Source organism: Mycobacterium sp. D16Q13 (genome assembly GCF_002013375.1).
Lineage (GTDB): Bacteria > Actinomycetota > Actinomycetes > Mycobacteriales > Mycobacteriaceae > Mycobacterium.
Genome location: NZ_MAEW01000021.1, coordinates 14772 through 26892 on the forward strand (window position 1 = coordinate 14772; position 12121 = coordinate 26892).

Consider the following 12121-nt stretch of genomic DNA (forward strand, 5'->3'; position numbering starts at 1 on the left):
TGCGTGTCGCGCCGAGGATTCCGCGCCGCGGGTATCGCCCTCGGTTACGCCCTGGACCGGGCTTTCGGCGACCCGCGCCGGTTCCACCCGGTCGCCGGATTCGGGCAGGCCGCCGCGGCACTGGAGACGTACACCTACCGGGACACCAAGCTTGCCGGCGCAGCCCACACCGCCGCGTTACTGACCGCCGTCACCGTCACCGGATGGGCAGTTGAACGCGCAGCGCGCCGCTCGGCGACCGCCACCGTCATCGTGACCGCCATCGCGACCTGGGCGACCCTCGGCGGAACATCCCTGGTCCGGGTGGGCGCGCAGATGTCGGAACACCTGTATGACGACAACATCGACGACGCGCGGGCGCTGTTGCCGTCCCTCTGCGGCCGGGACCCGAGCCTGCTGGACGTCGACGGAATCGCCCGTGCCACCGTGGAATCCCTGGCAGAGAACACCTCCGACGCCCACACCGGGCCGCTGGTATGGGCGGCACTCGCGGGCGTTCCTGGTGTGCTGGCCTACCGTGTGGCCAACACCCTCGACGCGATGATCGGCCACAAATCGGCCCGATACCTGCGATTCGGCTGGGCGGCAGCACGGTTGGACGACCTGCTCAACCTGCTGCCCGCCAGGCTCACCGCGCTGGCCACGGCGGTTGCGGCCCCGTTTCTCGGGGGCTCAGCGGTCGCGACGCTGCGTGTCTGCCTGCGCGACGGGCAGCGCCACCCCAGTCCCAACGCCGGTGTCGCCGAGGCGGCCGTCGCGGGTGCTCTCGGCGTGCGTCTCGGTGGCCCCGTCCGGTATCCGTACGGCGAGGAGATCCGTCCCACACTGGGGTGCGGTGTCGCACCCAGGATCGGGGAAGTGCATGAGGCAGCTCGGCTTTCGCGTGCCGTCCAGAATGTGACAGCCGTTGCTGCGGTGATCGCTGCGTGGCGTCAGCGCCGCCCGTAACGGTCGGCCAACCGTTCTTCGGTGGTCTGTGGTGTCCCGGGTTTCACGGCGTTCACCGCGGCGGCCGCCGCGCGGCGCTGTCTGATCTCAGAGAAGACGAAGTACCCCAACCCAAATGGCGCCAAAATCCCGAACGCGATCCACTGGATGCCGTAGGACAGGAACGGTCCGGCGTCCAGCTGCGGCAGCGGGATGGCCCCTAAACCGCCTGGCTGATCCTCCGAGAGCTGTAGATACGGCCCGGCAAGCGGAGTCTTCAGCAGTGTCGAAACCTGCCCCGGAACGATCGAATACACCTGGTATTCACCGTTTTCCAGGAAAGGCGCCTTGTCTGACTGCTGTTCGGGCTCTCGCAGCCGCGCGTTGATGGTCACCGGGCCGGTGGGCGCCACGGGTACCGGGGGGGCACTGGTGCCCTCTTCGGGCCGCACATAGCCGCGGTTCACCAGAATCGCAGGACCACCATCGACCTGGAACACCGTCAACGCCTCATAGGCGGGCTTGGCATCGACCACGCGCAGCCGGGCCAGCACCTGGCGGTCCGGTAGATAATGCCCAGTCGCCGTCACCCTGCGCCATTCGGAGTCCTCGGGCATTGAATAGTCAGGCCGCAGCTCGTCTTTCAGTGGCACCGGGTCGGCGCTCACCGAATGGGCGATGCGGTCGTTCTCCCGCGAGGTCTTGGTGTTCTTGCCCAGCTGCCACGGCGCCAACACCGTGAAACACAGATACGCGAATGCGATGACTACCAGCGCCAGGGCAATCCATCCCGGGCGCAGCAGAAACGCGAGACGTCGCATCAGCTGGTCTCACGCTCCGCGAGCGTCTTGTCGACCCAGGCGTGCAGGCCGGGCATCGCGGCCTCGATGACCGACAGCACGTCCGCGAAATCCTTGCGGTCGCCGTAGTAAGGGTCCTCGACATCCATGGCCGCCCGGCCCGCACGCGGATCGAAGGACCGCAGCAGCCGCACCCGTTCGGGGTCGGCTCCCAGATGCAGCAGCATGCGGGAGTGGTTGCGCGCCAGAGCAATGATGAGATCGGCGCTCAGATGATCACCATCCACCTGGGCCGCTCGGTGCTGCGTCGGGTAGCCGTGCTCGGCCAGCACACTGGCCGCGCGTTCGTCGGCTGGCTGTCCGGAATGCCAATCTCCGGTACCGGCGCTGGTCACGCGCACCCGATCGCCCAGGCCGCGCTCGGCGAGCTGGTGCGCCAGCATCTTCTCGGCGATGGGGGAGCGACAGATGTTGCCGGTGCACACGAAGGTGACATGGAGAGGCTCAGACATGAAGTTCCTCCCGCAGTTCTTGCGGGGTGCCGACACGCCCGATGATCCATCGGGAAAGATCGCCGGAGTTCGGCGCATCGTCGTCGAAATCCGTTGCTCCGTAACCCCAGTCGACGACGACGGTGCCGATACCGTGTGCGGCCGCACCTTCCACATCGTGCACCCGGTCGCCCACCATCACCACGCCGGTCGAGGGAACCTCATCCAGCTGGGACAGGGCGTGCTCGATCACATCGGCCTTACTGGACCGGACACCGTCCGGGCTTGCCCCGGCGATCACCTGGAAAAACTCGGCAAGCCCAAAATGCTCCAGAATTCGTGCCGCGATCGGTTCGGACTTGGATGTCGCCACCACCATGGGCACCCCCGCCTCGCGTAGCCCGATCAGCACGTCGTGGATGCCGTCGAACGTCTCGTTGACGGCCCATCCGCGTGCGCCGTAGTCGGCTCGGTAGGCCGCGATCGCATCGGCGGCACGGTCGCCGAGCCCCATCGAACCGAGTGTGACGTGCATCGGCGGTCCCACCACCCGCGACGCGATATCACCGGTCGGTTCGGGCGCGCCGACGTGACTGAGCGCGTGACGGAAACTGGAGACGATCCCCGGTGCAGAATCGGTCAGGGTGCCGTCGAGATCGAAGATCACCAGCATCGGAGGAGCCACCCCCCTACATTAGTGTCGAGACATGACTGGGCCGCGAAAGGGAGTGCGCTATCACGGCGACCAGGCGCTGATTCCGGGCGTCCTGGACTTCGCTGTGAATGTGCGCGCCGCCGCGCCACCGCACTGGCTGCGTGATCGGCTCGCCGTCCGGCTCGATGAGCTGGGCAGCTACCCGCCCCGCGCCGACCAGGAGCGCGCCGTTTCCGCGATCGCCGAACGACATGGCCGAACGACCGATGAGGTGCTGCCGCTGGCGGGGGCCGCAGAGGGCTTCGCAATGCTGCCCCGGCTGAGTCCGCGCCGGGCCGCCCTGTTCGCACCGGGCTTCACCGAACCGGAAGCCGTGCTTGCCGAGGCCGGTGTCCCGATCGACCACGTGGTGTTGCCGCCACCGTTCATCCTCGGCGCCGCCACCGTTCCCGACGACGCCGACCTGGTGGTCATCGGGAACCCCACCAACCCGACCTCGGTGCTGCACCGCCGTGCGGATCTGCTCGCGTTGCGTCGTCCTGGACGAATCCTGGTGGTTGACGAGGCCTTCATGGACGCGGTGCCCGGGGAGCCGGAGTCATTGGCGGCGGAGCGACTGCCCGGCCTGGTGGTGCTGCGCAGCCTCACCAAAACGTGGGCACTCGCCGGATTGCGTGCGGGCTACGCCGTGGGTGACCCCGAGGTGCTGGACAGGCTCACGCACGGCCGTGCGCATTGGCCTTTGGGCACACTGCAACTCGAAGCCCTCATCGCCTGCAACACCCCGGAAGCGGTCGCGCTCGCCGCGGAGGACTCCCAGCGTCTTGCCGACACGCGGCGCCAGCAGGCCGATGCGCTGCGCCGCCTAGGGTTGACTGTCACCGAAGGGGCGGCACCGTTCCTGCTGGTGACCGTGCCCGACGCCAAACTGATGCGAAAACACTTGGAGGTCAAGAACATCGCCGTCCGCCGCTGCGACACCTTCGTGGGGCTGGGCGGCGACTATCTGCGGGTGGCGGTGCGACCCGAATGGCCGGAGCTGGTGCAAGCGATGAAGGAGATTCTGTAGTGGGTGTGCGGCTCGCGGACATCATCGGTGTGCTTGACGCGGCGTATCCGCCCGCCCTGGCCGAATCGTGGGATTCAGTGGGCTTGGTCTGTGGTGACCCCGAGCAGCAGGTCGAGGCGGTGACCGTCGCCGTCGATGCGACAGCGTCAGTGCTCGACGAGATGGATAGTGCTGGTTCGCCTGCCGGTTCGCATCTGCTGTTGGCGCACCACCCGCTGTTGCTGCGCGGTGTGGACACGGTGGCGGCCAGTACGCCCAAGGGCGCGCTGATCCATCGCCTCATCCGTTCGGGCGGCGCGTTGTTCACGGCGCACACCAACGCCGACTCCGCGAGCCCCGGTGTGTCCGATGCCCTCGCGGAAGCCCTTGGGCTGCAGGTGACCTCGGTGCTCGCCCCGCAGTTCGCCGACTACGACAAATGGGTGGTATTCGTGCCCACCGAATCCGCGGAGGTGGTGCGCCGCGCCATGTTCGACGCCGGCGCCGGACAACTCGGCGCCTACTCGGACTGCTCGTGGAGCGCCACCGGTACCGGGCAGTTCCGCCCGCTGGAGGGTTCGGACCCCGCAATCGGTGTGCACGGTGTCGTGGAGCAGGTTGTCGAGGATCGGGTGGAGATGGTCGCCCCATCCCGGCTGCGCTGTGAGCTGTTCGCGGCGATTCGGGCCGCCCATCCCTATGAAGTGCCGGCCATCGACGTCCTGCCCATGGCACCCGTGCCGACGGGCACCGGTCTGGGGCGGGTGGGTGTGCTGCCCGAACCGGAGCCTCTACGTGACTTTGCATCCCGCGTCGGAGCCGCCCTGCCGAAGACCGTGTGGGGAACCCGGGCCTCCGGTGATCCGGATGCCCTGATTCAGACCGTCGCGGTCTGTGGCGGTGCGGGCGACTCGCTGTTGAGTACCGCGGTCGGATCCGGGGCTGACGCGTATGTCACCGCCGATCTGCGGCACCATCCCGCCGACGAGCATGCCCGGGCAAGTAGCGTTGCACTTGTCGACGTCGCCCATTGGGCCAGCGAGTTCCCGTGGTGTGCGCAGGCAGCGCGGGTGCTCGACACCGAATTCGGAGAGAAGTTACCGACGCGCATCTCGCCAGTTCGCACAGACCCTTGGACCCTGGGTGGTCCAGAGAAAGAAGAACGAGCATGAAAGCCGATGTGGCACAACAGCGTCTCCTGGTAGATCTGGCGTCCGTAGATGCCGAATTGACGCGCCTCACGCACCGGCGTGCGAATCCGCCGGAACGCCAGGAGCACGGGGAGTTGCAGGCGCAGCAGCGGAAGATTCTCGGCGACGTGAGTGCGCTCGGTCTGGCTCTGGAAGACCTGGATGTTCAGGTGGCGAAGCTGGACACCGAGGTGACCGCCGTGCGTCAACGGGAGGACCGCGACCGTTCCTTGCTGGCCTCGGGCAGCGTGAACCCGAAGGAACTCGTCGATATTCAGCATGAGCTCGACACCCTGGAGCGCCGCCAGTCCAGCCTCGAGGACTCCGAGCTGGAGCTGATGGAGCGTCGCGAGGAGCTCCAGGCCCAACAGGCTTCGGCTCAGGCCAGCGCCGACAAGATCGCCGAACGGATCGCGGAAATCGAGCGGCTCCAGCGTGCGATTTCCATCGACACCGATGCCGAGGAGAACCAGATTCGGCAGCGTCGTGACGGCCTGTCGTCCTCCATCGACGGGGCGCTGCTGGAAGCCTATGAACGGCAGCGCCGCTCGGGAGGTCCGGGAGCGGGATTATTACAAGGCAACAAGTGCGGCGCGTGCCGTATCGAGTTGGACCGCGGTGAGCTGTCCCGGATCTCGGCCGCGGCCGCCGACGAGGTGCTGCGGTGCCCCGAGTGCAGTGCGATCCTGGTGCGCCTGTGAGAGTTCTTGTCGAGGCCGACGGTGGTTCGCGCGGTAACCCCGGGCTGGCCGGATATGGCGCCGTGGTGTTCGCCCCGGATCATGAGACGGTACTGGGCGAGGCCTGCGAGGCGATCGGTCATGCCACCAACAATGTGGCCGAATACCGCGGTCTGATAGCGGGATTGGCGGAGGCGGCGCGACTGGGCGCCACTGAGGTAAGCGTCTCGATGGACTCCAAACTCGTCGTCGAACAGATGTCCGGCCGCTGGAAGGTCAAACATCCCGACCTCATCACGCTGTACCGGCAGGCGATCACCGCGGCGATGCAGTTCGAAACCGTCGACTACAAGTGGATTCCCCGGGAGCGCAATAAGCACGCCGATCGGCTGGCCAATGAGGCGATGGACCGTGCCAGTGGCATCGAACCCAAGGTTCCGAAGAAGCCCAAGGAAACCAAAGAAGCCAAGGAGCCCAAGCCTGCCGATGCCGCGCCGGGCTGGACCGGTGCGCGCGGCAAGCCCACCCGAATGCTGCTGCTTCGCCACGGGCAGACCGAGCTTTCGGTGCAGCGCCGGTACTCCGGTCGCGGGAATCCTGAGCTGACCGAACTGGGGCGCGATCAGGCCGCGAAGGCGGCACGTTACCTCGCGAGCCGCGGTGGTATCGCGGCCGTCATCAGCTCGCCGCTGGGCCGCGCTAAGGAGACTGCCGCTGCGGCCGCCGAGGCACTGGGAGTACCGCTGACGGTTGATGACGATCTGATCGAAACCGACTTCGGCACGTGGGAGGGTTTGACGTTCTCCGAAGCTTCCGCGCGTGATCCGCAGCTGCACGCCCAGTGGCTCAGCGATACCTCGGTGACTCCGCCGGAAGGGGAGAGCTTCGATACCGTGCACCACCGGGTGCGCCGTGCCCGCAATCGGATCATCGCCGAGTACGGCGACGCCACGGTTTTGGTGGTCTCCCATGTGACGCCCATCAAGACGCTGCTGCGCCTGGCACTAGATGCGGGACCCAGCCTGCTGTACCGGTTGCACCTGGATCTGGCCTCGCTGAGCATCGCCGAGTTCTACTCGGACGGGCCGGCTTCAGTGCGACTCGTCAATGAGACCTCGTACCTGACTTAGGCTGTCGCCATGGCTTCTCGCGATCACGGCGATCCGGGCGATGCGCCCACCATTGCCCCACCCCTGGCAGATGTCGCCAACCCGGCTCGGCCTTCGGCCGCCGAGGAGGCGAGAACGGTTGCGGCGTCGACGAACATCGCGACCCTTGCGAGCCTGTCTGCCGACGGTGAGCCATGGGCGTCGCTGGTCACCTATGGGCTACTGGGTGGGTCGCCGGTGCTCTGCGTATCGAAGATGGCTGAGCACGGACGCAACCTGATACGCGACCCCCGAGCGAGCGTTTCCATCGTGGCGCCCGACGCCCCCGAGGATCCGTTGGCCAACACCCGGATCACCCTTGCCGGGAAGGTGCGCCGGCCCAGCCCGGACGAGCTGCCCGCGGCGCGTGAGGCCCACATCGCTGCGGTGCCCGCCGCCCGCTATTACATCGACTACAGCGATTTCTCTGTCTGGATTCTGGACGTCGAACGCGTGCGCTGGGTGGGCGGCTACGGCCGCATGGACTCGGCAAGTGGCGCCGATTACGATTCGGCCGCACCAGATCCCGTCTCGCCCAAGGCTGATCGAGCGGTCACTCACCTCAACGACGATCACGGGCAGGCGCTGCTCGCGATGGCACAACGACTCGGTGGATACCCGGACGCCACCGCGGCTCGTTGTGAGGGAGCAGACCGATACGGGCTGGATATCCGGGTGAGTACGCCGCGGGGTTGGTCCGTGACCCGAGTCGGCTACGTCGATCCGATTGATTCGATCGATGAGCTCCGCGGTGCGACCGTGCAGCTGGCACGGCTGGCCGACCCGGGCGCCTAGCGCACCCAGGTTTCGATATCCACCAATCGGGGCAAGATTGTGGATGACTCAGATCGCGATCGTCATCGCTCCACGGTGCCGCCGCTGCCCTGGGTAAAGGGCCGCAGCGCCAGAACATAGATGACGACGATGGCGACAGGTACGGCCAAAGGCAGCCACGATGCGTGCCATGCGGGTGCCGCCGCCGCGAGCAATGCCACGCAACCGAACAGCAGCGCGGGAAGAACGTCGGACGGCCAATGCCGGGTGTATGCGGCCGACAGACACATCACGGCGGTCATACCGGAGAGCATCGCGATCACCGGGGACGTATCGGTGCGTGCCAGGACGCCGATGACCAACAGCACGGCCAACACCACACTCGTTTTCATCGGCGCCGTGCCATTCGCGGGCGCCGCGGCAGCAGGTGCATGGCGTGGTTGAGTCCCGAATCGTGACTCCAGCCGATCACGTCGACTCCCGTCACAGCGATATTGCGATACATCCGGGAACGTTCCAATCGCCACCAGCGCGCGACGATCGGATCGGGTTCCTCACGGAAAGGCAAGCGGTCGAGCACATCGACCACCAGCACCGGGTGCCCGCGCCGCCTAAGGTCGGTGAGGGCCAGACCGAAATCGGCGTTCATCAGCGTGGAGAACGCCACCACGATCGCGTTGGGCGGCATCGCCGCGCGCGGGGCCAGCGCACTGACGCTCTGTGAATGCCATTCTCCGGCATCCAGAACGGCGTCCAGCAGGCGATAGAACTGGTGGCGGCCGATGTCGGGAGCAAGCCAGCGTGGAGCACTGCCCAACAGGACAACACCCGCCCGGTCTCCGCGCTGCAACACCGACTGCACCAGCTGGGCAGCGCCACGCGCGGATCGCTCCGTCGCCGTTGTTGCCGGACCCGACGGCTGCGGATAGGTGTCGATCAGAACGACAACATCGGCGGCCCGATCGGTCAGCCGGTCGGTGACATGCAATCTTCCCCGCCGCGCACTGACTCTCCAATTGACTGTTCGCAGTGAGTCACCCGGGACATACTCACGAATGTCCGCATATTCGACGCCCGGTCCATGGTGTCGCGTCAGGTGTGTGCCGATCCGGTCGGGCAGGTCGGCGGGCGGCAGCGTGACGTCCTGCGGGTCTGCCAATGGGTACACACGCAGCTCTGCGGCAGGCAGCGTTACCGGAGCGCCAGCCCACAGGCCAGACGTGGAAACTGTGTGAACCTGAACCGCAATGGTGTACCGGCCCCAGCGTTCAGCCGACACGTGCATGGTGATCTGGTTCGGCGCTCTCGCCTTGCCCACCTCGATGTGCAGACCCTCCACGGGCGCCGGGAGTAGCCGGCAGACCACCGCCGGTTCGGCCGATTCGATCGTCGTGGTGATGGTTACCGTCTCAGACTCCAAGCACCGTAACGGTTCTGACTCCTCGGAAACCCATACCCGGCCATCCTTGGGGCGTTGGGTGGCTCCGACGAGGACGCCGATGAAAGGTGCCGCGAACATGACCAACTGCCACCGGCCCGTCACCATCGCAAGTGTCAACGCGGTGCCGGCGCAGGCAGCCAGCGCAGATGTCAGCGGGGAAGCGCGCCAACTGATCATCCGGACGCTCGCGGTACTGGCAGCCGGTGTAACAGTTCGTCGACCACATGCGCGCCGGTGATGCGGCGTACCCACATCTCCGGACGCAGACTGATCCGGTGCGCGACAGCGGGTACGGCGAGCGCTTTGACATCCTCGGGTATCACAAAGTCGCGGCCGAGCAGCATGGCCCGCGCCCGCGACATCTGCACCAAGTCCAGCTCCGCACGCGGACTGGCACCGACCTCGACATGCGAGTGAGTGCGCGTCGCGGCGGCCAGCGCGACGATATAGCGAAGGACATCCGGATGTACCGAAACGTGTTCCACCGCTTCCCGCATCATCACAAGGTCTTCGGCGGCGATCACTTGCGACACAATCGGCTGCGCTGATCCGCGGTTCAATCGCCGCTGCAGCATTTCCATCTCGAGGTCCTCGCTGAGATATCCCAATTGCAGCCGCATCGCGAACCGGTCCAGCTGTGCCTCCGGTAGCGGATACGTTCCCTCATACTCGATGGGGTTGTCCGTCGCCAGCACCACGAATGGGGCTGGCAGTCTGCGGGTTTCGCCGTCGATGCTGACCTGCCCCTCCGCCATCGCTTCCAGCAGCGCCGATTGCGTCTTGGGTGGAGTGCGGTTGATCTCGTCGGCCAGCAGGAGATTCGTGAAGATCGGTCCGGTACGAAACTCGAACAGCCCGGAAGACATGTCGTAGATCGTGGAGCCCAGCAGATCGGCGGGCAGCAGATCTGGCGTGAACTGCACTCGGGCGAAATCTAGCCCCAGCGCTGCCGCGAACGATCGGGCGATCAGCGTTTTGCCCAGGCCCGGTAGATCCTCGATGAGGACATGCCCGCGCGCGAGGATCGTCAACAGAATCAGTTGCAGCGCATCGCGTTTTCCGACAACAACCCGTTCGATCTCCGTCAGCACCGCGTCGGCGTGTTGGGTCGCGACGGCAACCGGAAGTGTCGTCACATCTGCTCCAATCGGTCGAGTATCGATTGCAGTACGGCGCGCCCGGGGGCCGGTTCAGCACGGTCCTTATGCGACGCGCCATTCGGGTCGACCCAGGGCCACAGGTCGGGGCCAAACATCATGCGCCCGGTCGCGGCGAGCGCGGCGCGATCTTTTGACTGTCGATGACCTGCCGCGGTCTCGAAATCGGCCGCGATGAGGGGCCGCAGATGTCGATCCCAGTCGCCGCGAGTCCGTTCGGCCCAACTGATCCTCGCCTCGGCACGGGCAAGCCATCGGTGCAACGTCTCGTCCGCCGGAAGGCTGGCCGGGGGCAGCGGCCTTGGTTCCGGCGGATTCCGCAGCTGCCTCCACAGCAGGTACAGGGCGACGGCGACCACAGCGCCGGTGATCGGAAGAGTGAGGGAGCGCAGCGGACTGGAAGCCACACAGGCTTCGGCCAGGATCACCACCAGCAGCACGGCCGGTACGAACCATTTCATTGCCTGCTCCGAAGGTCGTCCAGCACGTTCTGCAGCCAGCGCACCGCGGACTCACGATCGGTCTGGGTCATCTGGTGTGGGCTGAATCGTGCCTCGGAGAAGAGCGAGACGAGCTGGGTGCCCGCATGCGAGTGGAGGGCACCGATGTGGACCGCTCGCTGCAAGACTTCCGACGGGGTATCCGAGGCAAGCGGTGCCGCCTCCGGTGCCGCCGTGAGCCCCTGCTCCATGGCGGCGTAGCACGCGATGATCGATGCGCGCGGATCTCGGCCCGGCTCGGCGACCTCGGCGAGGCCGAGTTCGACGAGATGGGCGAGTGACCCGGGTGTCGCATCGAGGCCTTCGGATTCCGCAGAGGGGCCGCCACCGGCATCTAGGGCATCCGGATCGTTGCGTCTCAGCACGAAGATCGCCACAGCGATGCCGATCAACACCACACCGAGGATCACCATGGGCGCGCCGGACTCTTCCCGACCGGGTGAGTTGCCCGAGGTCTTATGGGACCCGGCCTCGGCGGCCGGTCGCGGTTCCGAGGTGCCAGGGGCAGGTTCTCGCACCGGAGAATCGCCCGCCGGCCGGGTCAGATAGAGCGACATCCACACCGCACTCGTCAGGGCGAGAACGCTGGCGGCGGCGATGATCGCCTCGCGCCGGGTCAACCCGTGTAACCGCACATACGATGGGCTCTCGGCCGAGACCGGCATTCCGGGACGCCGTCGCCGCAGACTCAACAGAATGAGAATGGCGACGACACCACACAGCAAGAGCTGCAAGGCTATTGAACGAGGCTCATCGCGAGGTTCCTCGGGCCGGGGGAGAATCGCTGGGTCCGGCAGATAGCTGCGTAGTGCGACGACCAACAGCGCGACGAGGACGAGGAGCCCGGCCGCTCGAACGAACAGTTTGTTTGTACTGTTCATGCCTCATCGTCACATGTAGACGGCCATTCGCGTCAGCAGACGGTCATGAATAGGTGCCCTCAGGGATGAGGTTGGTGATGCAGAACGGGTGACCGGCCGGGTCGATCAGTACCCGCCATCCGCCCGGATTCGGCTGGGTGTCGGCCTTGGTCGCCCCGAGCCCGAGGATGCGTGCCTCCTCGGCATCCAGGTCTGCCGCCGCGAGCTCGAGGTGCAGTTGTTTCGGTAGCGCACCCGTCGGCCACTGCGGCGGCTGATGGTCTGCCACGCGCTGAAAGGTGAGCAGCACGGCGGCACCTTTCAGTGCGGCCATATCCGGGCTCTCGAATAGAATCTCCAGGTCAAGCACCTGCTGGTAGAACCGGGCGAGTGCCGCCGGATCCGAACAGTCGATCGATATCGCGCCCAGTCGAGCCGTTGTCGTCATGG

Annotated in this window: 14 protein-coding genes and 1 pseudogene; 6 read left to right on the forward strand and 9 right to left on the reverse strand. The window is 66.4% G+C overall.

From position 1 onward, the window contains the following. Positions 1 to 3: 3 nt before the first annotated feature. Positions 4 to 948 (forward strand): cobalamin biosynthesis protein, encoded by a 945-nt coding sequence (locus B4400_RS20900; protein WP_078312579.1) that lies wholly within the window; start codon positions 4 to 6, stop codon positions 946 to 948. On the opposite strand, the gene B4400_RS20905 is transcribed toward B4400_RS20900, so the two are convergent. Genes B4400_RS20905 through B4400_RS20915 form a run of 3 tightly spaced genes read right to left on the reverse strand, consistent with a single transcriptional unit; the run spans position 933 to position 2891 of the window. Next, positions 933 to 1748 carry an SURF1 family cytochrome oxidase biogenesis protein gene (locus B4400_RS20905; RefSeq protein WP_078312580.1) on the reverse strand — a complete coding sequence of 272 codons (816 nt, stop codon included), beginning with the start codon at positions 1746 to 1748 and terminating at the stop codon, positions 933 to 935. The genes B4400_RS20900 and B4400_RS20905 overlap by 16 nt on opposite strands. Further along, positions 1748 to 2239 (reverse strand): low molecular weight protein-tyrosine-phosphatase, encoded by a 492-nt coding sequence (locus tag B4400_RS20910; RefSeq protein WP_078312581.1) that lies wholly within the window; start codon positions 2237 to 2239, stop codon positions 1748 to 1750. The genes B4400_RS20905 and B4400_RS20910 overlap by 1 nt, the downstream gene beginning before the upstream one ends. Further along, positions 2232 to 2891, reverse strand: coding sequence for an HAD-IA family hydrolase (locus B4400_RS20915; protein ID WP_078312582.1), 660 nt, complete (start codon positions 2889 to 2891; stop codon positions 2232 to 2234). Before B4400_RS20915 ends, B4400_RS20910 begins: the two co-directional genes overlap by 8 nt. 34 nt (positions 2892 to 2925) lie before the next feature. Here B4400_RS20915 and cobC point away from each other — a divergent pair, with 34 nt between their 5' ends. The 5 genes from cobC to B4400_RS20940 are packed head-to-tail and all read left to right on the forward strand — an operon-like array spanning position 2926 to position 7734. Beyond that, complete coding sequence (gene cobC / locus B4400_RS20920; RefSeq protein ID WP_078312583.1) at positions 2926 to 3942, forward strand: Rv2231c family histidinol phosphate aminotransferase CobC; 1017 nt, start codon at positions 2926 to 2928, stop codon at positions 3940 to 3942. Next, complete coding sequence (locus B4400_RS20925; RefSeq protein WP_078312584.1) at positions 3942 to 5093, forward strand: Nif3-like dinuclear metal center hexameric protein; 1152 nt, start codon at positions 3942 to 3944, stop codon at positions 5091 to 5093. Before cobC ends, B4400_RS20925 begins: the two co-directional genes overlap by 1 nt. Continuing rightward, positions 5090 to 5812, forward strand: coding sequence for a zinc ribbon domain-containing protein (locus B4400_RS20930; RefSeq protein WP_078312585.1), 723 nt, complete (start codon positions 5090 to 5092; stop codon positions 5810 to 5812). The genes B4400_RS20925 and B4400_RS20930 overlap by 4 nt, the downstream gene beginning before the upstream one ends. Beyond that, positions 5809 to 6921: a bifunctional RNase H/acid phosphatase gene (locus tag B4400_RS20935; RefSeq protein ID WP_078312586.1), complete on the forward strand. Its 1113-nt coding sequence runs from the start codon at positions 5809 to 5811 to the stop codon at positions 6919 to 6921. The genes B4400_RS20930 and B4400_RS20935 overlap by 4 nt, the downstream gene beginning before the upstream one ends. A 9-nt stretch (positions 6922 to 6930) precedes the next feature. After that, complete coding sequence (locus B4400_RS20940) at positions 6931 to 7734, forward strand: HugZ family pyridoxamine 5'-phosphate oxidase (RefSeq protein ID WP_078312587.1); 804 nt, start codon at positions 6931 to 6933, stop codon at positions 7732 to 7734. Positions 7735 to 7796: 62 nt separating this feature from the next. Here B4400_RS20940 and B4400_RS20945 read toward each other — a convergent pair. From B4400_RS20945 to B4400_RS20970, 6 genes and pseudogenes are all read right to left on the reverse strand, one after another. Beyond that, positions 7797 to 8105: pseudogene (locus tag B4400_RS20945) on the reverse strand (hypothetical protein); the annotation flags it as partial. Continuing rightward, entirely contained in the window at positions 8102 to 9331 is a 1230-nt protein-coding gene (locus tag B4400_RS20950; RefSeq protein WP_078312589.1) for a DUF58 domain-containing protein, read from the reverse strand. The gene B4400_RS20950 and the pseudogene B4400_RS20945, both read right to left, overlap by 4 nt. Further along, the gene (locus B4400_RS20955; protein WP_078312590.1) at positions 9328 to 10290 is read right to left on the reverse strand and encodes an AAA family ATPase; all 963 of its coding nucleotides are present in this window, start codon (positions 10288 to 10290) and stop codon (positions 9328 to 9330) included. The genes B4400_RS20950 and B4400_RS20955 overlap by 4 nt, the downstream gene beginning before the upstream one ends. After that, positions 10287 to 10772 carry a hypothetical protein gene (locus B4400_RS20960; protein ID WP_078312591.1) on the reverse strand — a complete coding sequence of 162 codons (486 nt, stop codon included), beginning with the start codon at positions 10770 to 10772 and terminating at the stop codon, positions 10287 to 10289. Before B4400_RS20960 ends, B4400_RS20955 begins: the two co-directional genes overlap by 4 nt. After that, complete coding sequence (locus tag B4400_RS20965; protein WP_078312592.1) at positions 10769 to 11692, reverse strand: DUF4129 domain-containing protein; 924 nt, start codon at positions 11690 to 11692, stop codon at positions 10769 to 10771. The genes B4400_RS20960 and B4400_RS20965 overlap by 4 nt, the downstream gene beginning before the upstream one ends. A 43-nt stretch (positions 11693 to 11735) precedes the next feature. After that, a complete protein-coding gene (locus B4400_RS20970; protein ID WP_078312593.1) occupies positions 11736 to 12119 on the reverse strand; it encodes a VOC family protein in 384 nt (127 codons plus the stop codon). Positions 12120 to 12121: the final 2 nt, after the last annotated feature.

Coding starts and splice junctions, on each gene's coding strand:
- B4400_RS20905 (WP_078312580.1), bottom strand. CDS start 1,748: ATGCGACGTCTCGCGTTTCTGCTGCGCCCGGGATGGATTGCCCTGGCG.
- B4400_RS20910 (WP_078312581.1), bottom strand. CDS start 2,239: ATGTCTGAGCCTCTCCATGTCACCTTCGTGTGCACCGGCAACATCTGT.
- B4400_RS20915 (WP_078312582.1), bottom strand. CDS start 2,891: ATGCTGGTGATCTTCGATCTCGACGGCACCCTGACCGATTCTGCACCG.
- cobC (WP_078312583.1), top strand. CDS start 2,926: ATGACTGGGCCGCGAAAGGGAGTGCGCTATCACGGCGACCAGGCGCTG.
- B4400_RS20930 (WP_078312585.1), top strand. CDS start 5,090: ATGAAAGCCGATGTGGCACAACAGCGTCTCCTGGTAGATCTGGCGTCC.
- B4400_RS20940 (WP_078312587.1), top strand. CDS start 6,931: ATGGCTTCTCGCGATCACGGCGATCCGGGCGATGCGCCCACCATTGCC.
- B4400_RS20950 (WP_078312589.1), bottom strand. CDS start 9,331: ATGATCAGTTGGCGCGCTTCCCCGCTGACATCTGCGCTGGCTGCCTGC.
- B4400_RS20960 (WP_078312591.1), bottom strand. CDS start 10,772: ATGAAATGGTTCGTACCGGCCGTGCTGCTGGTGGTGATCCTGGCCGAA.
- B4400_RS20965 (WP_078312592.1), bottom strand. CDS start 11,692: ATGAACAGTACAAACAAACTGTTCGTTCGAGCGGCCGGGCTCCTCGTC.
- B4400_RS20970 (WP_078312593.1), bottom strand. CDS start 12,119: ATGACGACAACGGCTCGACTGGGCGCGATATCGATCGACTGTTCGGAT.